General features: G+C 65.0%; 18 protein-coding genes. 1 reads left to right on the top strand and 17 read right to left on the bottom strand.

Annotation, left to right across the window (positions count from 1 at the left end; genetic code table 11):
- Nucleotide 1: 1 nt before the first annotated feature.
- The 11 genes from hemW to OHS58_RS10160 all read right to left on the bottom strand — a co-directional run bounded on the left by hemW (nt 2) and on the right by OHS58_RS10160 (nt 12,004).
- Nucleotides 2–1,372, bottom strand: coding sequence for a radical SAM family heme chaperone HemW (gene hemW, locus OHS58_RS10210; protein ID WP_328648048.1), 1,371 nt, complete (start codon nt 1,370–1,372; stop codon nt 2–4).
- Nucleotides 1,369–2,748, bottom strand: coding sequence for a coproporphyrinogen-III oxidase family protein (locus tag OHS58_RS10205; RefSeq protein WP_328648047.1), 1,380 nt, complete (start codon nt 2,746–2,748; stop codon nt 1,369–1,371). Before OHS58_RS10205 ends, hemW begins: the two co-directional genes overlap by 4 nt.
- A 4-nt stretch (nt 2,749–2,752) precedes the next feature.
- The gene (locus OHS58_RS10200) at nt 2,753–4,132 is read right to left on the bottom strand and encodes a B12-binding domain-containing radical SAM protein (protein WP_328649787.1); all 1,380 of its coding nucleotides are present in this window, start codon (nt 4,130–4,132) and stop codon (nt 2,753–2,755) included.
- A 1-nt stretch (nt 4,133) separates the two neighbouring features.
- A complete protein-coding gene (locus tag OHS58_RS10195; protein ID WP_328648046.1) occupies nt 4,134–4,997 on the bottom strand; it encodes a cyclase family protein in 864 nt (287 codons plus the stop codon).
- The gene (locus OHS58_RS10190) at nt 4,994–6,220 is read right to left on the bottom strand and encodes a beta-ketoacyl synthase N-terminal-like domain-containing protein (protein ID WP_328648045.1); all 1,227 of its coding nucleotides are present in this window, start codon (nt 6,218–6,220) and stop codon (nt 4,994–4,996) included. Before OHS58_RS10190 ends, OHS58_RS10195 begins: the two co-directional genes overlap by 4 nt.
- Nucleotides 6,217–7,458: a beta-ketoacyl-[acyl-carrier-protein] synthase family protein gene (locus tag OHS58_RS10185; RefSeq protein WP_328648044.1), complete on the bottom strand. Its 1,242-nt coding sequence runs from the start codon at nt 7,456–7,458 to the stop codon at nt 6,217–6,219. Before OHS58_RS10185 ends, OHS58_RS10190 begins: the two co-directional genes overlap by 4 nt.
- Entirely contained in the window at nt 7,458–8,531 is a 1,074-nt protein-coding gene (locus tag OHS58_RS10180; RefSeq protein WP_328648043.1) for a cupin domain-containing protein, read from the bottom strand. The genes OHS58_RS10185 and OHS58_RS10180 overlap by 1 nt, the downstream gene beginning before the upstream one ends.
- Before the next feature lie 150 nt (nt 8,532–8,681).
- Nucleotides 8,682–9,254, bottom strand: a complete 573-nt coding sequence (locus tag OHS58_RS10175; protein WP_328648042.1) for a TIGR03086 family metal-binding protein — start codon at nt 9,252–9,254, stop codon at nt 8,682–8,684.
- A 31-nt stretch (nt 9,255–9,285) separates the two neighbouring features.
- A complete protein-coding gene (locus tag OHS58_RS10170; protein WP_328648041.1) occupies nt 9,286–9,660 on the bottom strand; it encodes a methyltransferase in 375 nt (124 codons plus the stop codon).
- A 1,036-nt stretch (nt 9,661–10,696) separates the two neighbouring features.
- A complete protein-coding gene (locus OHS58_RS10165; RefSeq protein ID WP_328648040.1) occupies nt 10,697–11,059 on the bottom strand; it encodes a hypothetical protein in 363 nt (120 codons plus the stop codon).
- A gap of 204 nt (nt 11,060–11,263) precedes the next feature.
- Nucleotides 11,264–12,004, bottom strand: coding sequence for a hypothetical protein (locus OHS58_RS10160; RefSeq protein WP_442875559.1), 741 nt, complete (start codon nt 12,002–12,004; stop codon nt 11,264–11,266).
- 476 nt (nt 12,005–12,480) lie between these two features.
- Here OHS58_RS10160 and OHS58_RS10155 point away from each other — a divergent pair, with 476 nt between their 5' ends.
- Nucleotides 12,481–12,861, top strand: coding sequence for a hypothetical protein (locus OHS58_RS10155; RefSeq protein ID WP_328648038.1), 381 nt, complete (start codon nt 12,481–12,483; stop codon nt 12,859–12,861).
- Between the two features lie 474 nt (nt 12,862–13,335).
- Here OHS58_RS10155 and OHS58_RS10150 read toward each other — a convergent pair whose 3' ends face one another.
- The 6 genes from OHS58_RS10150 to OHS58_RS10125 form a co-directional block, all read right to left on the bottom strand.
- Complete coding sequence (locus tag OHS58_RS10150; protein ID WP_328648037.1) at nt 13,336–14,118, bottom strand: helix-turn-helix domain-containing protein; 783 nt, start codon at nt 14,116–14,118, stop codon at nt 13,336–13,338.
- A gap of 267 nt (nt 14,119–14,385) precedes the next feature.
- Nucleotides 14,386–15,429 (bottom strand): FAD-dependent monooxygenase, encoded by a 1,044-nt coding sequence (locus OHS58_RS10145; RefSeq protein ID WP_328648036.1) that lies wholly within the window; start codon nt 15,427–15,429, stop codon nt 14,386–14,388.
- A gap of 27 nt (nt 15,430–15,456) precedes the next feature.
- On the bottom strand, nt 15,457–17,277 hold the full coding sequence (locus OHS58_RS10140; protein WP_328648035.1) for a hypothetical protein: 1,821 nt from the start codon (nt 17,275–17,277) through the stop codon (nt 15,457–15,459).
- Nucleotides 17,278–17,283: 6 nt separating this feature from the next.
- Entirely contained in the window at nt 17,284–18,624 is a 1,341-nt protein-coding gene (locus OHS58_RS10135; protein ID WP_328648034.1) for a condensation domain-containing protein, read from the bottom strand.
- Complete coding sequence (locus tag OHS58_RS10130) at nt 18,621–19,928, bottom strand: peptide ligase PGM1-related protein (protein WP_328648033.1); 1,308 nt, start codon at nt 19,926–19,928, stop codon at nt 18,621–18,623. The genes OHS58_RS10135 and OHS58_RS10130 overlap by 4 nt, the downstream gene beginning before the upstream one ends.
- A 1-nt stretch (nt 19,929) precedes the next feature.
- Nucleotides 19,930–20,469 carry a phosphopantetheine-binding protein gene (locus OHS58_RS10125; RefSeq protein WP_326950059.1) on the bottom strand — a complete coding sequence of 180 codons (540 nt, stop codon included), beginning with the start codon at nt 20,467–20,469 and terminating at the stop codon, nt 19,930–19,932.
- Between the last annotated feature and the right edge of the window lie 154 nt (nt 20,470–20,623).

Raw genomic sequence — 20,623 nt, 5'->3', positions numbered from 1 at the left:
GTCAGCGGTCCAACCGCTTGGGCATCTTCTGTCCCTCTTTGAGTAACCGGCCACGGGCGAGAACCTCCCGCGGGATGGCCTCGACCTGGGCGAACCGCTCGGAGAAGAATTCGCGGCAGACGTTGTTACCCCAGAAAACTCCCTCTTCCGTGAGTGCGATCGCGTCATCGGTAACGGTGAGCAGACCCTGAGCGGTCAGTCGGGCGACTTGATCTGCGAACACATCTACGGCATCGCGGTCAAAAAGCTCCCGGAACATGTGTCGGTCCACGCTAAACAGACGCAACCCTTTGGCCATCTGGCCGCACATTTCCTCGCCGCGGTCAGCCTTGGAGCCAATCAGCACCGGCAATCCGCCGTCGTCCACGCAGCCCTCGTACTCGGCCAACGGACCCTTGTTGACGTACATGTACCGTCCCAGATAGCCGAACGCGGCGGCGCCGACGCCCAGCAAGTCCCGTTGCTCGGAGAAGTACAGCACCGCGTGCTTGTTGATCTTTCCTGGAAGGGCGAAGTCATACACTGAGTACTGTTCGTAGCCGGCATCGCGCAGCATCTGGGATGCCAACCGGTACAGCGTCACCTCGTGCTCGTGGTCGCCGGGGCGAGCGAGCTTGCTGGTGTCGATCAGTGAGTGCAGCCGCGTGAACGGCGGGATGATCAAGGAGAACAGCGTGACGTGGTCGTAGCGCCAGTCGATGGCCTCCTGCACGTCGGCTCGCCACTGCTCGACGGTCTGACCCGGCAGGTTGTAGATGAGGTCGATGCCTACATTGTCATAGCCTGCCTTGCGGGCCAGTCGAGTCGCCTCTCGCGATGTCTCCGGCTCCTGCGGAATCTCCAGCGTGGCCGCGAACGAATCGTTGAACGTTTGCACGCCGAAGCTGATCCGGTTGCAACCGGCTGCGCGGGCAGCCACCAGCTTCTCGTAGGTGAAGTTGGACGGGTTTCCCTCGATGCTGAACTCCGCGTCGTCTGCGAATCGCAGCTTGTCTTGGCAACGTTCCAGGAATCCGGCCATCTGGCCGGCGGTCATGCAGCTGGGCGTGCCTCCACCGATCGCCAGCGACCCGAACGTCATCGATGACACCCGCCTGGTCCCGGCGTAGCGGGCAACCTCGGCGTTCAACCTCAGCAGGTAGGCGTCCATCTTGGCTTCGTCCATCAGCTGCTTGTTGAACGGGCAGAAGTTGCAGATCTTGTCGCAGAACGGGATGTGCACGTACATCGCGTTCTGACCCGGCCGGGAGTTCGGCTGGTCAAGCTCCATCAACGCGGCCAGGCTGGACTGCTGCGGCGGGGTCTCCGGCAGAGGGTAGTGCGATACGCAAATCCGTTCGCGGCTGGCGTAGGGAATGGTCGGCGTGCTCACGCGGCACCTCCAGAGGCATTGAGTTCCAGGTCGATCACGTCTCGTTTACGGGCCAGCGATTCGGCGAGCTTCTGCCCGACGGCTCTGATCTGCTCGGAGTAAAAGGCCTTGGCCACGTCGTAGCCGAACAGAGTGCCGGTGGACGTGAGCCGCACGCCCTCGTCGTCGACGGTGATCAGGTCCCGGTCGACAAGCCCGGCCAGCAGCGGGCCGAACAGGTCCTCGGGCTGCGCGCCGTGCCTGGCAACGAAGGTGGCGCGCTTAACCTCGAGCATGCGCAGGCCCATCGCCATGGTGGCGCGGGGCTTCTCCGACTCGGGCGTCTGCTGACCTGCGTTGATCGGCGGCAGACCCTGCTCGGTGAGCTCACGATAGCGTTTGAGCTCGGCCACGTTGACGTAGGTGTAATCGTTGACCGTGCCCATTGCGCCGGCGCCCAGGCCCAGTAGGTCCTCGAACTGCTCGAAATGGATACGCGCGTGTCGGTAGGTGACCTCGGGAAGCGAGAAGTCCGGCACGGACGTCTGCACCAGGCCGAGTTCGCCGAGATGGTCGGTGGCGGCACGGGCCAGCTCCAGCTCGTGGTCGAGGTCGCCGATACGGGCTACCTTGCGCTCGTTGACGTCGCGGAAAAGCTTCGTGTGGGGCATCACCGACAGCGGGAACATCGTGACCTGCTTGACCCCGACGGCCAGCGCGCTGTCGATGTCCGATCGAACGTGCGCAACAGTCTGGCCAGGTAGGTTGTAGATCAGGTCGATGCTGACGTGCTCGATGCCGGCCGACCGCGCCCAGCCGATCACCTGCCGCGAGGTGTCGCCGTCCTGAGCGACATCGCTGGCCCGGCCGATCTCGTCGTCGAACGTCTGCACGCCGAAGCTGACCCGGTTCACCCCGGCCGCTGCCACCTGCCGGAGCTTGTCCTCGGTTACGGTGATCGGGCTGCACTCGAGTGTGATCTCCGCATCGTCGGCGAAGGTGAACACGCGCCGCGCGTGACCGACCACGTCGGCTACCTGCTCCGGTTCGAGAATGCTGGCGGTGCCGCCGCCCATGTAGAGCGAGCCGAACGCGGCACCACCGAAGTACGGCGCGGCGGCGTAGCTGTCCATCTCGCGCTTGAGGTTGATCAGATACTGCCGGATGCGCTCAGTGTCCTGCTTGTACTTGACGAACGGGCAGAACCCGCACAAGTACTGGCAGAACGGGATGTGCATGTACATCGCCTTCAGGCCACGGGCCGGGGACGGTGCGTCCAGCCCCATCTGGTCGGCGACAGTGGAATGATCCGGCGAGGCCCACGGCATCGGATAGCACATGATGGGGTAGCGATCCCGCGCCGGGAACGGCAGCGCGGGTTTCCGAGTTACTGTCATCGACTCACCTCTGTGTTGTGGAGACACGCAGCGAACTGGCTGCCACCTCGGTCGCGAGCTTGTTCTGATCGAAGTTCATCCGCACCATCACCTCCGGGTGATCGGCGATGAAGGTGTTGATGAGCTGAAGGATCTGCGTGCACTCGTCCCCGCCGAGCGCTTCGTCGACGTAAAACAGCGGCATGAGCATGTCCACGCGGTCGGACGGCGTTCCCAGAGCCTGCCACAGCGGGGTCTGGGGGTAGAGCCGGATACCGAAGGCAATGGTGAGCACGTGCGGCCGGCACAGGGCCATAGTTTCCAGAGTGGACCTGACGGTTTCCACGGTCTCGCCGGGGCCGCCCAGGAGCAGCGAATGCACGATGCGGAGCCCGGATCGATCGGCGCAGGCTGTGGCGTTGAGGATGTCCGCGCGGCTGAAATCCTTCTGCAGGCTGGTGAGCATTTCGTCGCAGCCGGCATCCAGACCGAAGTTCAAGGTCTCGCACCCGGCCTGTTTGAACAGGTCGGTCAGCTCGTCGTCGTACTGCAGCGGGTTGGTGTAGGCCATCCAGCCCACGCCGAGGTCAGCGTTGATCAGCTCGCGGCACACGGCGATAGCGTGGCGCCGGGGAAGGTTGAAGATGCTGTCGGTGATGAAGAACCGCCGCACCCCGGCCCGGTCTCGTACCTGCCGCATCTCGTCCACGATCTCGCGCGGCGAGCGCAGTCGGAAGCGTTTGCCCTCGATCGCCGGGACCGGGCAGTAGGAGCAGCGGAAGGTGCAGCCGCGCTTGGTCTGGATGCCGTACGTCGGCTGTGGTCCGACAACCTTTGTGCTGAAGTAGCGCGGATCAGGCATGAACGTACGGGGGGCCCGGATGCTGGCCGGGTCGGCGACGCGCGCCGGCTCGGCGGCAACCAACTCGTTGTCGATCAGCCGGATCAGGCCTGGCGCGCTGTCGATCGGCTCGCCCTTGCCGATGGCGTCGGCCAGCGCCACGATCGCAGGCTCGCCCTCGCCGACCACGCCGAGGTCGATGTCCAGCACCTTCATGATTTCCGTCGGCATCAGTGAAAATGCCGAGCCGCCGAGCACCACCGGGGCGGCCGAGTTGTCCCGGCAAGCCGCGATCACCATCTGGACGTCACCGAGATTGCCCCGGTACCGCAAGTAGGTCTCGTTGTCCACGTTGCGGATAGACACCCCGATCAGTGCCGGGGCGAACTCCCGCACGGTGTCGGCGACCAGAGGCCCGAGCCGCTCGTCCGGCTCGAAACACAGGTCCAGGATCCGCGGCTCGTGACCCGCTTCGAGCAGGGCATCCTGCAGGTAGGCCACTCCCGCAGGCACCGCGTAGGACGGGCGGGCCTCCCGGTTGGTGGCGATCAATAGGACACGCATGTCATCCCTCACTGGCGTCAGCGGACACGAGGGCGACCGGCCGCGCCCAACCTGCTCCGGCGTCTCGAACATTGATCGGCAGGCAGCACACGGTGAAGCCAGTGGGCCGCGACAATTGGTCGAGCCCTCCCATCCGTTCAATCTGCAGGTATTCGCGTCGGCGGCCGAACAAGTGGCACGGCCACAGATGCGCCCGGTCGCCGGTGCGGTAGTAGCGTTCGATCATCACCCCGGCCGGCAGATCGAACCCGGCGGTGTCGGTGCCGATCACCTTGATTCCGCGGTCCAGCAGAAACTCCAGGGCAGGTACGGTCATGCCTGGGTGTCCGCCGAAGTAGGCGGGCGTCGGCCACAGCCGGTCCGATCCGGTGTGCAAAAGCACGATCTCCCCGGGCCGGAGCTCGTGGCCGATGCGGGCCAGTTCGCCGGCGAGGTCATCGACGGTGATCGACTCACCGGCCTTGCGTTGAGTGAGTGTCAGCAGCACGCCAGGACCGACACACCATTCCAGTGGGATCTCGTGGATTCGCTTGGCAGCGCTGCCCTCACAGTCCGGTCCGTAGTGGAACGGTGCATCCATGTGAGTGCCGGCGTGCACCGACAGCGTCAGGAACTCATTGCCCAGGAACAGCCCGTCCGGGAAGCTGCGCTCGTCGATACGCCGACGGCCCGTTACATAGCCGACCGCACGGCGCACCCGTGTAGCGAAGGGCAAGTGCCGGCCGAAGGCCGCCTTCCGCCCGATCCGGCGCGGGCCCTCGGCATGCGTCCACGGCTCAATCCGGACCACGCCCGGGTCGAACGGGAGGTTCGTCACCGGCATGCTGAGGTCGATGATCGTCGCTGTGCCGCCCGCTGTGATCATGCTCGGCACCCAACCGACTTGAGCACGGCCGCTGCGTTGAAACCGCCAGCACCCCGTGCAATGACCAGTGCGGTGTTCAACCCCGCTGCGAAGCACGGCTCGGCCACCACTGCCAGCGGGCCAGCGGTGTCGCCCAGGGTCGGGGGTGCGATGTCATGGGCCAGGGCCTGCGCGGCCCAGCACAGGTCCATCAGGGCGCCAGCGGAGTTGAGACGGCCGGTCATGGTTTTGGGTACCGCGACGGGGATCTCGACGAAGCGATGGCCGAAGCAAGTCCGCAGGGCTGCGATCTCCAGGGCGTCCCAGTCCGCGGCGCCGTTGCCATCGACGAAGATTACATCGACCTCATCGGGCATGACGTCGGCTCGAGTCAGAGCGCGGCTGATCGCCACGGCGAGAGCATCAGGGTTGGGCGGCGCTAGGCTCTGGTCGTAGGCATCGTGGGTACTGGTCACAGCGGCCAACTCGGCGTAGTGACCGGGCGCACGCCGCGCAGTCGCCGACTCCAGAGTTTCGAGGAGCAGGGCTGCGCCGCCCTCACCGAGCACACCACCGGTCGCGGGTGTGCGGAAGGGCTCGTAGTCCTCCGATCTGCTCAGATCGGCCCGCTGTTGGTGGCAAACCATAGAGTACGGCGAGAACGGCGCCTCGCCGCCGGCGACGAGTATCCGTTGGCCCGGGTCGGTGCGCAGCATCCGTAGGGCTGCGCCGGCGGCGGCCAGACCGCCGGCGCCGTCGGCGACGGTCACGGCGCAGCGGCCTTTCAAACCATGTCGAATGGACAGTTGCCCGGCGCTGGCGGCGTAGAACCAGGCGATGGACTGGTAGGCGGAGACAGCCCGTGGCCCCTTCGACCAGAGCGACTGCAACTCCCGCTGACCGAAGACGTTGCCGCCAGTGGAACTCGGCGTGACCACCGACAGGCAACAGGGATCGACGAGGTTGAGGTCGAGGTCAGCATCGGCGAAACAGAGTTCGGTGGCGGCTAAGCAGAACCAGGTCCACCGGTCGGTCTGTACCCGTTGCGGGGCTGGAACAAACTGGTCGGCGTCGAACCCGGACACCTGGCCGCCGACCCGCAGCCCGGACGTACCTCGCACATCGACCGACAGCGGCGCGATGCCACTCTGCTTGGCCAGCGTGGCCTTCCACTGCTGCTGGGTACCAATGCCGTTCGGCGCAACGACGCCCAGGCCGGTAATCACGATCGGGTTCGGATTCACCAGTCACCGCCGGAAAGCTCGGAGAGCACCATCGCCGCCTGGAAGCCGCCGAATCCGCTGCCGACCGACAGCGCGTGCCGGACAGGGTGCCGTCGCGCGACAAGCGGCACGTAGTCGAGGTCGCATTCGGGCGACGGCGTCCGCAGGTTTGCGGTAGGCGGCACTATGCTGTCGCGAATCGCCAGCCCACAGGCGGCCATCTCAAGGGCCCCGATGGCACCGAGCGAATGCCCCACCACAGCTTTGATCGAGCTGATCGGCGTGCGGCGGGCGTGGTCACCAAGGGCCAGCTTGAAAGCGGCGGTCTCATGCCGGTCGTTCTGTCTTGTGCCGGAGCCGTGCGCGCTGATGTAGTCGATCTGCTCTGGGCGTAGGCCGGCGAGCTGGAGGGCGGCTCGGATTGCCGCGGCCATCTCGGATCCATCCGGTTTGAGGCCGGTCATGTGGAACGAATTGGCGCGACCGGCGTAACCGGCCAACTCGCAGTAGATACGTGCACCCCGCCGCCGTGCCGCCGACAGTTCCTCCAGCACCAGCACAGCCGCGCCTTCGCCGAGCACGAACCCCTCCCGGGTGGCGTCGAACGGCCGCGAGGCTCTCGCCGGGTCGTCGTTGAGCGGGCTGGTGGCGCGGATGGCGTCGAACGAGGCTGCAGTGATCGGCGTGATCGGCGCGTCGGACGCGCCGGCGACCACGAAGTCCGCTTCGCCGTCCAAGATCAGCTCGTGGGCTAAGCCGATAGAGTCGATGCCGGACGTGCAGCCTGTGGACACTGTCATGACCGGTCCGCAGGCGTGCAGACGGATCGCCAGCTCGGCGGCAAGGCTGGACGGCACCAGTGCCGGATACAGGTCGCCTGCCACGCGTGAGCCGTTCATTGTCCAAGTCCGCCCGTTGCCGCTGGCCAGTGCGTACTGTTCCTCCAGCCGAAGCGATGCGCCGACGGCCGTGCCCATGCTTACCCCGATGGTGAATGGATCCAGTCCGGACAGTTCGATCGCGGCGTCTGCGACCGCTTCGTCCGCGGCAGCCAAGGCCAACGCAATGTATCGGTCCTCGTGCAGCTCGGGCACGTCGTCGCACTCCGCTGCAATCCGGGACCGAAAGCGCGACGGGTCGAACGCGGTGATCGTGCGGATCGCCGGGCGGCCAGCCAGCACACGCTGCCAGAAGGCCTCTCGGGTCGGGCCGCCTGGCGCGATCACGCCGATGCCGGTCACGGCGGTGCGACGCGTCATCATTGTGCTCCGGCCTCGGTGTCCACGTGTCCGAGTTCCGGTCGCGGCGCAAGCGGGCTCAGCGCGAACACCGCCACCAGCGGTTCGTCACCGGTGTTACGCAGCCGGTGCCGCCGGTTGCGTGGTACCAGCAGCCCCTGCCGGGTTCCCAAAGCGATCGTCGTGTCGTCCACGTCGATCTCGCCCTGCCCGGACACCACGAGCAGGTGCTCCTCGGAGTAGGGGTGCAGGTGCTCGGCGATCCGCTCGCCGGGCGCTAGCTCGACGAATCCGCTGATGCCGTACGCCGATCCGCAAGCCGCTGGTCCGATCAGTGTCCGCATGTCACCACCGCGCCCGCGCACGGAAGGCGTGTCGTCCCACGTGCGTCGGCCGTGCCTGCGCTGTTCAAGCTGGCGGGCGATAAAATTCATCTGGGCCACGGAATTCGTATCGATCCGGCGGGCCATCTCGGCGTCGCCTAGCGGGGCGGTGGGCTTCACCCGAAACTCCTGCGCCCACGTCATCCGTGTGCGGTCCTCAGCCAGCGGCTCGAACGTCCAGCGCAACCGCATGAACTCGAAGTTGCCGCGCTCGATTCGCCACGCCCGAACCGTCCAGTCGTTCCGATTCCAGCGGCGGCGCGACACCCAGGACCAGCTGACTCCGTCCGAGTCGGGGTGCAGGGTCAGCCGGAAGGTCACCCAGCTCTCGCCCTCGGCCAGTATCTCCACCGCGGCGTACTCAGTGAAGAGCTCGGGCCACTGGCGCACATCGTTGACCGCGGCCCACACATAGCCGATCGGGGCAGCGATCTCCACGTGGTTCTCAGTGCGGGCCGGCCGTCGCCGTGCAGTCAGACCACCGATGATCTCCCCCAGTGCGACCGGCGTCGTGTTATCGGTCAGCAGTTCCTCGATGTCGCTGCCGTAGCGGTCCTGCACCCGTTTGGAGATCTCCAAACGGGCCAGTGAGTCCACACCGAGTTCGCCGAAGGACGTTGCCCCGTCCCGCGCCAGCACCGTCGTCCCCACCGCGCGGAGCAGGTCCCCGACCTCGTCCGCCGCGGTACTGCCGCTGTCGGTCGCTGCCACTGCAGATCCCCTTCCTGCCAGGGCGCTGCGCGCACCACCGAACTGGGAAGAGCCTCTCAGTCGCAGGTTCATCCGGCATCGCCCGCTGGTCGGCCAAACGGCGACCGCGCGGAGGAGAAACGGAGGGTGGTCTACTCCCTCCGGAGGAGGTCAGTCCACCGCCGAGGTCTTACGGCCGAGGAAGCCGATCAAGCGGTCCAACAAGGGCGCGTCGCCGGGCACCTGCACCTGCGCAGCAAACATGTACGGCTGACGCAGGACCTGCTCGCTATGGTCACGGGCTATGGCGTCCACTGCCCGGACCAGCTCGTAACTGAAAGGGATGTGCTGTCTGGTAGTAGTGGCCAGGTCCCAGCCGTGTACCACGTGTTCCAGCACTAAATAGCCGAACAGGTCACGGCCGGGCATCAGCCCCCACGGCATCGGGTGCTCGGCCGCGATCACGCCGTCCCGTGACCACACACTGATCGTTCGCACGGCCGCCGCACGGTACGCGGCGAACACGTCAGTGTCTGCGAGTTTAACTGTCACGTCAGGGTCAAAGCGGTTGATGTTCACCAAATCGGCGTATTGGGTCAAGCTTTCCACCACGTGCTCGACAACCGCCAAGGCGGTGAAGTCCGGGCACGGCGTAGGTAACCGCCACTGGCCCGGCGCCACTGTGCGGACGAGGCCGCCGAATCCCTCGGCAGCCTCGTCGAGCATGTCCACCAGCGCCGTCACGGCGCTACTGAATCACCCGGCGACGGCCGGGTCAAGCCTCCTGTGCAAGCACGGATTCGATCACGTGCAGGCCGTGCAGCACCGGCGTGAACGCGTTAACGCATAGGCCAACCCGGCTGAGCAGGGCACAGAACCCAGCGTCGGTGCGCTCACGGCCGTCGGTGCCGACCAGCATTATTAGATCCGACAGGGCAAACGCCAGATCCGGCTCGCCGATAACCACCCGTTCGAGTAACAGGAGCTTGCCGTCCGGCTTCATCGCCCGGTGACAGCAGACGAGGATGTCCACCGTACGCTCGTCGTCCCGCTTGAGCCGGTTGCGATCCTCGCTCGGCGTCCGCAGCGAGCGCTGCCTCTGGATGACCAGGCAGTTTCTCAACAATGGGACAGGCAGCCAAGCCAGCATCCCGATTATTGAGATGACACGCCGACTCCACCTTCGGAACCGGTCGGCGAGTTCCCCGACGCTACGCGTTCCGAACCGACCCGTCCGACATGCCACCCCACCTTCGACACCAGTCACGGCCGTTCCCGTACCTGCGGTGCAACGACCGTGCGCCGACGGCACCCGGAGCGGCACGCCCGGTCCGGCGACGAGCACATCCTCTGGACCGATCCGGTTTCGGCTTCTGTCTCCCGCCGCCGTCCGCACCGACGAACCCTCAAGGCCACGACGAGATCGAGGGCAACCAGAACGGTTCGCCGACTCGCGCTGACACGCAGGCAAACACCGGGCCCCAGAAGTTGCGGTCAGCACGTCCGTATCTCGTGCGAGATGCTCGTTACCTCGATGCCGTCCGCTACGCCGAACGGCTACTGGTACCGGATCGCCAGCTCCCCTGTGGAATAACCGATTCCACTCTGTTGCCAACACCTTCACCAAGGGTGACTCGCCTTGCTCACCGGGAAGCCACAACACCTGCTGGCCTTCCCCGACTGCTGAGCCATCCGGCCGACTTTATCCGGCGGGCAGAACCTACCAGGCCATTTACTGACCGACAATGCGAACAGCCGTACCTGAAGCTGGGCCCGAGTACGGTCACAGCAGGCGAAGTCGACGACCTGGTCGCGCAGTCCCCCAACTCGATCAACTTGCGAACAGGGGTCAGTGTTGCGGTCCGAGCGCCGCGTCCTGAAGGTGCCCTACGCGGAGATGCTGCGCCCTGCACGTACAAGCTTCACCAAGGTGCGCGACCGCTCTGCCCCTACCCCCAGCGCCTTCCGGAGACTCTCCGCGGAGACCGGACGCTGATACAGCTCACGATGCCGCCGATCCTCACACCGCGCCCGCTCCAGCAACTCAGCATCCACGTTCACACCTTCTCTCCGCTCCGCCGCAGCGCTGTATGAGTCGGCTGTCTGGGCAACGCCAGGCGGTTGCCCAGTGGCAGATACGGCAGCCAGCGCCTGCAGCAGGACCGGCCCCACCTCAGCCCAGCCGATCAGCAACAGCGGACCCACCTCGACGCCAACAACAACCGCCGCGCTGGCCGGATCACCTCAACAGGAGCGCCTCGCAACGACAGGGACCGAATGGCGAGCAGCAGCCCGACCACCGACAGATCCACTGCAGGCGCAACCAGCGGCGCCACCCAGACCGGCACTCCCAGCCGAAGGGCCAACGTGAGCACGTTCCCGAAACCGAACAGGAAGGTCAGCGCCACGATGATTCCCACGATCAGCGTGACCGCCGAGAGCACCGGATCACGGCCCTCGCTCGGGCTCAACACAGCAATCACCTTGCCCCGCCGTCCGCACCACGAACCACGATCGACCTGCACGAACAGCTCGGCAGATTCCGGCACGCACGTGCCCGAGAAGTGCCCGAGAGGTCTCGTACACGACGACAGAACGCGGTATAGTTCGACACAAGTGATGTCCAGTGACCAGCCGAAAAGGTCTTGTCCGACATCACTCGGCATCACCCGACACCCCAAAACGCGTTCTATTAACCAGCGGGTTCAAATTCCACCGGTATTTGAACCCGTTCAGTCGAGCCTCGGCGATCCTCAGCCGGCCGCAGACGTGTCCACCTCGCACTCCGCACGGACGATCCTGACGAGCCGGCGCGCTCGCCCGGCACCGATCCGCAGGCGAACCCGCAGCGTGTCGGCAGATATCGGCCTCTGGTAAGTCGCGCGATGTGCCACATCTTCTTGCCGAGCGCGGTCCAAGAGCGCCTCCAGCGGGCGCACGGCCATCACCGGACGACCGTCGACCTGCCCCGTAGCGTCAAACTGAGCACTCGCCGAGTTGTCCAACTTCTCCTGTACTTGCCCAGCCACCTTGACTACGCCAACGACAACATCAGGGCTTTGCGACTGACTCGCTGCACCGATCGCTTGCAGCAAGCCGGCACCGACCTCCGCCCAACCGATCAGCAGCAGCGGACCAACGGCATCGAACGCCGCCTTGCCGTACTCCCCCGCCACGAGTGGTTCCGCCACGTTCAGCGCCAGCGTGACTGCGCTCGCAAAGATCAACAGCCGGCGAGCCGGACGTAGCACATCAGGCAACGTGCCGGTGAGGGCCAGATGCCTGATACCCAGCAGAAGCCCGAGGATCGAGAGGTCGACCGCAGGCGCGACGAGCGGCGCCACCCAGGCCGGCACACCCAAACGGAGTGCGAGGCTGAGGACGTTGCCAAAGCCGAACAGGAACGTCAGCCCAACCACCGTCCCCATGATCACCAATACAGCTCGGACGACGACCGCCGAATCGGACAGCGAGCCGCGGGCAGGGACGGTCATCATGGCCGCCCACCCTGACCCTCGAGCCAGAAACTGCCCTCAACGACCAACGTCTCAACGCAAACCCACCGCTCAAGGGCCCGACCGCATGGGTGGCACCCCGCCGAAAACTCCAAGCTGCCCACCGCGCTCACCGCGCACTCCCCCGCGGCCGACGCTCCATCACCAGCTGCAAGTCGGCCCGGATCAGCAGTCCGTCGGGCAGGACGATTGGTGTGATTGCCGCCGGAATCTCACCGGGGGTATCAACTCCCACAAGCCAACACGCGATTAGCGAGTCTTTGCCAACCAGCCCAGACCCGGGGCAGGTGACCTGTGGCTTACCGACGGCACCCCCGCACGCTCTCAGAGGTCGTCATCCCGGCGGTAACCTCCGCCGCCTCGCCCCCGCACCAGCCCCGGTCACGGCCAGCGACGCCCGGCACGACCGCCAGACCCGCCTGTTCGGCGACCGAGGTCAGCCAGCATTCGCGCGGATGCGGGTCGCCGTGGTCGGGCTCGCCGGAGTCGGATCCATCGTCACCGGACTCCCTCGACTCGGCGTGGGGCACCTCGTCGTCGACGACGACGAGAGCAACCTGCCGCGGCTCATCGCGGTGGAGTTGGACGATGTCGACGCCCGCAAGACCGAGCTCGCCGGCCGCAACGCCCGCCGGGGCCAATCCCGGCGGCTGGATACAGTCGTGACGGCCTCGAAGTTGAGAACCGTGGCCTCCACCTGGCTTCATCTGGCGATCACCCGGCGACGGCAACCGGAAGCAACGGCACCGAGCCCGCCCCTCCGAAGAGGAACAGAAGCCTGTTACCTGCGGCGTTGCACGTTTTACCTGGTCAACCAATGTGCCGCACTTCCCTGACACGGAAGAGGTCACTGGTTCAATCCCAGTATCGCGCACCACCTGAAACTGCAGGTCAGAAGCCCTGTCCCTCCCCGGAGGGGCAGGGCTTCTACTCGTCAGTCGGCGATAATCCGGCGACGACACCCAGCGCCGGTACGGCCCTCCCGGACCGCAGGTGCGGGAACCAGGACACCAGCTTCGCCCGCTCCCCCGGATACAGCGACGCCAGTGACCGCAGCCAGCGCTCCTCCAGGACATCCTGTGGGGTTCCAAAGGCAGTCACCTGCCCTGACCAGTAGCTTTACGCGGCCCGTTCGTACTCGCTAATCAGGCCTCCGAGGAGTCGCTGTCGCTTGATCCGCTGAGAGCCGAGGTTCGCCATGGGGTAGGTCGGGCGGGGTGGGCGAAGCTCGCGGGACCGGTGCGGCCGTCGACCGTTGTAGTGCCGGAGGTACTCGGCAAGCGCGGCGCGCAGATGCCGCTCGCTCACGATCAACATGCGACGTCGGCCAGGACAGTGTCGAACGAGGCCGCGAACTGACCAGCCCGATCGCGGACAAGAAACCTGAACTCGCCGACTCGATCGCCGAGATCCATCACCAGGTTGCGGATCTGCTGCGTAGTCCACGCGCCGTCCGGATTCGTGGTCGTTCCCAGGATGTGGACGTAGCGGCTGCCGACCTCCAGCACGAAGAACACGTAGATCCGCTTCAGGGTGAACGCGCAGTCGACGTGGAAGAAGTCGCACGCCAGCGCCGTCGCCGCCTGCGTGCGCAAGAACTGCCGCCAGGTCGTGTTGTTCTGCCGGTCCGGAGCGGGTGGTATCCGCGCACGCTTCAGGATCCGCCGGATCGTCGAGGAACCGACCCGGTGACCAAGCTTGGCCAGCTCACCCTGAATTCTCTTGTATCCCCAGTGGTGATTCTCCCTGGCCATCCGTTCGATCAGCTCGGTGAGCGCCTCGTCGACGGGCGGACGGCCGGCTCGGTATGGGTAGGGCCACTTCCCGGCGACGAGGCGCCGGTGCCAGCGCAGGATCGTGCCCGGGGTGACCAACCGGTGTGCCCGCAGCCCGGTGGGCAGCAGCCGAACCAGCGCGGCGAGAACAGCCCGGTCAGCCCAGTTCAGGCGAGGTTTCGGGTTGCCTCGGCGCAGCACGGCCACCTCGTGGCGTAACACGAGCAGCTCGACGTCCTTCGACGCCGACGAGCGCCCAAGCAACACCAGCAGGCTCACCAGCCGGAGGAAGATCAGGTAGAGCAAACGCAGCGCCATGGCTGGCGATCATGCTCTGCCCATTGAACGCGCCCGCCACCGCAGGTCAGATCCACGAACCGACTTATGGAACCCCACAGGGCCTGGGCCGACCAACTACGCCCCGGCGACCTCCGGCTGACCGACCTCAAACGCACCATCCACGCCTGGACCCGGCTCGGCCGACCAGGCCGGGAGCGACTCGGCCTCACCGTGTACCCCAGCCGCCCGCACCGCGTCTGGCTCGACCAGCCCGACAACCACAACCATTGGGACATGCACGTCAAGTCAACGGACGCCGCGGGTCAACAGGCCGAAAGCGAACTCGTCGATGTCCTGACCCCAGTGGTCAGCGACGTTCTCAAACCATTCCTGGCTGGCCCGGGCCACCTGCTGCGCACTGGCGACGACCCGACGTCGCAGCGTCTCGTAGTCGGCCAGACCGGCCGAAATGTCGCCGTGCTCTTTCAGGCAGTACGCCAGAGTGCGTGCATCCGCCATCGCCAGATGTGTTCCGGACCCGACGGAATAGTGCGTGGTGTGCGCCGCATCCCCCAGCAGTACGATGTTGCCGTCCCGCCACGTACGGTTGGCAACTGTCGCGAAGTCGAGCCATCGCGAGTTTCCGAGAACGATTCGATGGCCTCTCAGCACCGCCCCGAACGTGTCCGAGATCCAATCGGCATCGGGCAGGCCCACGTCTTTCCACAGCGACCTGGGTATCTCCACGATAATCGACGAGGCGGATTCACCGTACGGGTATCCGTGCAAGTGCACGATCCCGCGCGGAGTACGGACGAAAGCGAATTGAAACGCCCTGAACTCGCGGTCGGTACCCAGCCAGATGTATTTGTTGCACCCCCACGACAGGTGCGTGCCGAAAGCGTCCGCGCGTGCCTTTCTGACCGCCGAGTTCGCACCGTCCGCGGCGACCACAACATCGTACCTTTCGGAAAGAAAATCGATCGACGCGGCGTCCCGATTCAGATGCAGCGTGACCCCGAGCGTTGCACAACGCTCCCGCAGAGTGTCCAACAGCCGTCGCCGACCCATCGCCGCAAAGCTGTGACCATGCGACGTGACCTGCCGGTCGTCGACACGGATATCGATGTCCGAGCAACACGACATTCGTGCCTCAGGCGCCGAAAACGACGACCCGTCGGTGCCGCCTACGTCACCGAGAAGACCAGCAGGCAACACAACACCGAAGCCGTCCCTTCCCCCAACGGGCCCGCGATCCCACAGGTCGATATGCCAGTGCGGATCCAACTTCTTCCCCACAGCGGCGAAGAAGAGACCACCCGGACCACCCCCGACAACAGCGATGCGCATCCTCTTCACCACGTCAACCTCCCGAGATTAGGAGCACGGGGTTACCACATCGATCGGACGCAGTAGCGTGCCGAGCATCCGCAGAGAGAACGTCGTCTCGAAATGTTCTCTACGCAGTCCAGCCAACCCGCGCAGCCGCAATCGCTCCACGACTGCCGGCGCCCTTCGGAGGCGCCCTCCCGCACCAAGATACGTGAGAGCCAGGTTCGAGACCTTCTCCTGGTGCAGCTCGCCCATGACCTCGACTAGGACCTCTTCGTTCCTCGTCCGGCACGGCAGGCGCGGCACCGCACCGCTGCCGGGAAACCATTCATCCGAAACCTGACACTGCGCCGTCCTCCATCGATAGACATCCGGTGCGCAAATCCTGCGGTCCGCGAAGACGTGCGCCGTGATGAACTCGTGTACATCGAATACAGCTGCGCCGTCGGCGAGAACGATATCGGCACGGACCCTGTCCTCCGTCACCGTCACGGTGGCGTCCAGGACGCCCGGGGCATCCACCAGGCACGACCGCAGTACATCGGTCTGCACCCACCTGTTCGCGACGAGCCGGCTGCCTACATGAAGCCGGTCCCTGTCGCGGAACAACTCCCGCGCGGTCGCCACCCGCATCGACAGCCGCCTGGCCAGCCGCACAAACCGATACACAATGAACGGCAATTCCAGCGCCAAATCACGGGAAATCACCTTGTCGTCCGCCAGGATATTCATTCGAACATCACTGTCGTTGAGTTGCTCCAAGATGAACACCGGGGACAGGCAGTCGACCATGTTCTGGCCAATGGAGCTGACAGCTTGTTTCTGCCCCTCCACAATTTCGGTCACCTCGGCCGCCATCTGTTGCAGTGGGATATAGTCAAAATATGTCGGAGCGGCACCGCCGATTCCGCGCCGCTGCAGGATCAGCGCATCGCGATCGATGTCGGACGAGAAGCCACACTCCATCAAGGCCATGTAGGCGTCCAATGAATTTCGGCGCATTTCCCGCAGTGCGGACAGGAACGTGTCCTCGGCTCGAATGCTGATCGATTCTCGAACATTGAAGGTCCGGCAGGCGATCTCCCTGCTTTCGAAGCTGTCCGTGTACACCACATTGGCCAGAAGTACATTCGACTGGCCGGACAACTGCGACATTGCCCACGCTACCGCGAACTTCGCGCAGACTGTGCTACCGACACCCGCGTCATCTCCGAGGACCTCGAGTTCAGTGCCCAGCCCCGGCACCGCCGTAGCGGCGCAGTAGTGGGAATGAGGTACCGTTGACCGGACAACGGGCACCACGGCCTGCGGCGCATGGGCCCACCCGGCCGTACGTTGCTCGTTGCCGGTCCGGCCGGTCTCCCCCGTCAACGTGAACTGACGACCGACCACCGGTAGCGGCGGATCCCACTCCGGGTCAAGGATCGCCGAGCTCAGATCCGTGCGCCACACCGCCATTCCGAACGCGTCCGCCAGGATATGTCGCAGATACAACCGCACCGACGACACGGCCCCGCCGTCGACGGCCAACACCATTTGCCACAAGTAGCGACCGTCCGATACCGCGCCGCCGATTTCCGGGGCGAACTCCGGCGAGCCGCTGTCGACGATGGTGACCGGTGGCGTGAAGTCGATCGGGTCCGTCACCATCCGCACCGGATCACCGGAGGAATCGATGCCGAAATTCGAGCGTAGAATCTCGTGGCGCGCGCATAGTCTCGCTACCCCGTCGAGCACGTCCGACGCACTGGACCGTACATCCAGGTCCCATTCCTCCCGCAGCACGACATCCTGACCGTCCTGCCCCATCCAGAACAGTGTCAGCCAGCCCTGGAGCTCGATGTCGGTGAGATGCTCGACCCGCACTACCGGCTACCTCTCCCACCGCAACTCGACAGGCCATTCACGTACGAGCGAGCCGAGGTGCGTGTTGAGCCACCGGAGAGTTCGGTCGATCTCGTTGAGAAGTGACGCGACGTGGGAATCCCCCAGAGCGTTGCACCAGTAGAGCCTGACGACCAACTCCTCGGCAGTGAGTGTGCATGCGCACTCGAGGTCGAACTCCAACGCGGACCCGGTGACCGGAATGTTCTCACTGCTCACACCCTCGATCGAGATCCGATGGTTCCGGTCGGATGCGTCGTCGACGCCGAAGACGACCTGCACGATCGGCGGTCGGCCGACCGGCCGCAACTCCGGCAGCGACGCCACGAGTTCCTCGAACGGGATCGACCGCACCATAATGCCCGACATCACGCTGTCGCTCGTCGACAACAAGAGATCCTCTGCTGTCATGTCCTCGTCGAAGGACAGTGCTACCGGAACCAGATTGACGAAATATCCGAATTGGTTCTCGACAGATTCGTCGCGAGTGCTCATCGCCAGTCCGACGATGTACTTGTCCTTCCCGGAGACCCGGTACAACACGCCGGACACTACCGTGAGCAGTGTGCTGAAGGGCGTTACGCCCATGCTTTGAGCGTGCTCCAGAAGCGCGCCGACCTGCCGGCGCGGAATGGAAATGACGGAGCTGCCCACGAGCGGACTCTCATCCGTCGGCGCCGGGAACTCGATGATGTCGGCCCGCCTCAGTTCCGCGAGGCGATGAGTCAGCGCCTCAACGTACTCCTTTGACCCCAGCCAGCGTCGCTCTTGTTCGACTCGGCGCATCGGCAGTGCGTAGGTGGCGGCAGTACTCCGTCTGCCCGCTGCACAGTCCCGGTACAGGCGAGTCAGTTCTGTGCACAGCATTCTGTGGCTTTCTCCGTCCGTCACGGCATGATGCAGCCGAACCGCCAGTACGGCACGCTGTGCGTCGAGCCGCAGCAGGGCAGCGCGGACGAGTGGGGGGTCCGAAAGGTCGAAGGGTGTATTTCGCTGTTCAGAGATCCAAGTGTCGATATCCGCCGCTGTCACCGGTCGCCGGCTCCAGTCCTCGACGTCCAAGGCGGATTCGTCGGTCGGCGCCTTGGTGTACTGAACGACGGAACCCTCAACCTGGAGCAGTCCGGTGCGCAGCACCTCGTGTTCCAGCAGCAGATCGCGAAAGGCTTCATCCAGCACCCGGATGTCGATCGGTCCGGACAGCAGATAAGCATACACGTTGACGTACATCGACTTGTCGGGCTTCAACGTCCAGCTGAGCCACATGCCTCGTTGTGCCGGGGATGCCGGCCGGTAGAACGCGCTGTCGGCCGGCGGCACGACGCTCATCTCCCGAACACCTTCTTGAGGGACCGATCGAGATCGTATGATCGGTCGACGTCCTCGGCCACCACGGAATAGATCAGGCCGCCTCGCCCATCGAACGCGGTGTTGAGAACGACACCTTCCCTGGATCGGTCGTCATACGCCAGCCCGGAGGCTTCCAGGCGCTGGCTGGCGTCGCTGAACGAGGTCACCGACCAACCAGATGGCCAGAGTCTCTCCATGACCAACCTGTCCTTGCCGAAGGCGTCGCCCACCACTCTCCGACCTATTCCGGCGTGGACGTGCGTCGACCCCGTGATGCGCGCATTCCATTCCGTGAAGATGACTTCGCGGTGGTCGTTGACAATGGCGTCGGGCGACACCGTTCCGCGATAGCCGAGCGCTTGCAGAGCATGCGCCAGACGGTCGGCCCCATCGAACAGATCCGCACGCACGGAGTCTTCGAGGTCTTGCGCCGGCAGTACCTGTCCGGCCATCAGCGGAGCCAGGAGCAGCTCTCCGTCACAGTCGAATCGAACGCCCTCATCGGTACACTCGAACTCGGCGATCAAAGTGGTACTTCCCGGATAGTACCGCTCGACAATCGAGCGGGCCCGTCCTCCGCTGCTCAGCCAGTCCCATCTTTGCGCGACGTACGCGTCGATCTCGGAATCGTGGGACAGCTCCACGACTCGCGGAGCTCCGATGGGCTGGATCCGCTTTCCCAGACTGACTATCTCATTTCCTCTGCCCGCCTGGATCAACTCGTGTTTGAACATGACCACGCCGTACTGTTCCAACAACCGGCGTGCTTCACGGATCATGTCGGTGCGCGTCGTGCAGATCGCACCGGGCGCGATCGGGACTCCGCAGCCGGCGGCAGCGGCGCGAAACAGAGCTTTGCTGGAGCCGTACCGGCCTCCGGACTGCCTGATGAATCCATAGCCCGGCAGTGCATGTTCAAGACCCAGAATCTCGGCCAGCACGCCGACCGCCGGATCGGGCCACACCGGCACCACCCGGTCGACCCCGGCCCGCTCGACGGCGGTCCGCAACGCCGCGACGACGTCTGGATGCAGCAGGGTTTCGCCGGAGACCTCTGCCGTGCCCGGCAGGTAGTCCTGTACCACGACAATTGTCCACGAGCGCGGCTCGACACGAAGCATCCGCCCCACATACCGCAGGAAGTCCCAGTCGGGAGGTTCGCCCAGCACGAGCACGTCACCGTGCTCGGCGAACCACGCTATACGCTGTACCCACCAACCGGTGGACGCGTCGTCGCTTCTGATCTCGTCGATGAAGTCGTTTCCGATGAGGAGTTTCGTCATGTCAGGGCGTGGCCTCAGCGGCGTCTTTCAGCAATTGTCCGACGTTTCGGATCGTTGGCTCCCGAAGCACATCTTCAACCTTCAGCCGTTGTCCGAACTCCTCGCGAACGAGGGTGATCATCCGCAACATCTGCAACGAGTCGCCCCCCAGCCGGACGAAGTTCTCGTCGAGGCCCACGTTGGATCGACGGAGGAGTGACTCCCAGATCCTGGTCAACCGCTCCTCGACATCCGTCCGGATGTCGGGTATTTCGTCGACCGGCGCCGTCGACTGCACATGGCGCTCGAGCGCTTCCCAGTCGATGTGGCCTGATTCGTCGCGCTGCAGCAGATCGACGACGTGTATCCGAGATGGGACATGTCCGGGTTGCAGGCGCTCCCGCAGGTACCGGTACAATTCTTCGGTATCGACGCCTTGCTCTACGACCGGCACCACATAGGCCTTGAGTTCGGAGGCCTGCCCGCTGCCGGAAGAGGACTTGACCGTCACCGCCGCCTGCGCCACGGTCGGATGGCGGCGAAGCTGGGTCTGGATCTCCACTGCGAGGGACGATCGGGCGTCGGAATGATCGACCATTCGGGGATTCCTTCCTTAATGCTCATCGATCAGCGCCAGGGGTACGCCGTCGACCCGGCTGGTGTCCCGTAGTCTCCGTTTCGCATACTTGACGTTGTTGTCGACGGATGCCGATCCA

The sequence above is a fragment of the Amycolatopsis sp. NBC_00348 genome (assembly GCF_036114655.1).
In the GTDB taxonomy this organism is placed as follows: domain Bacteria; phylum Actinomycetota; class Actinomycetes; order Mycobacteriales; family Pseudonocardiaceae; genus Amycolatopsis.
Note: the sequence above shows the minus strand (reverse complement) of the source record. Positions and strands in the feature narration are given on the sequence as shown.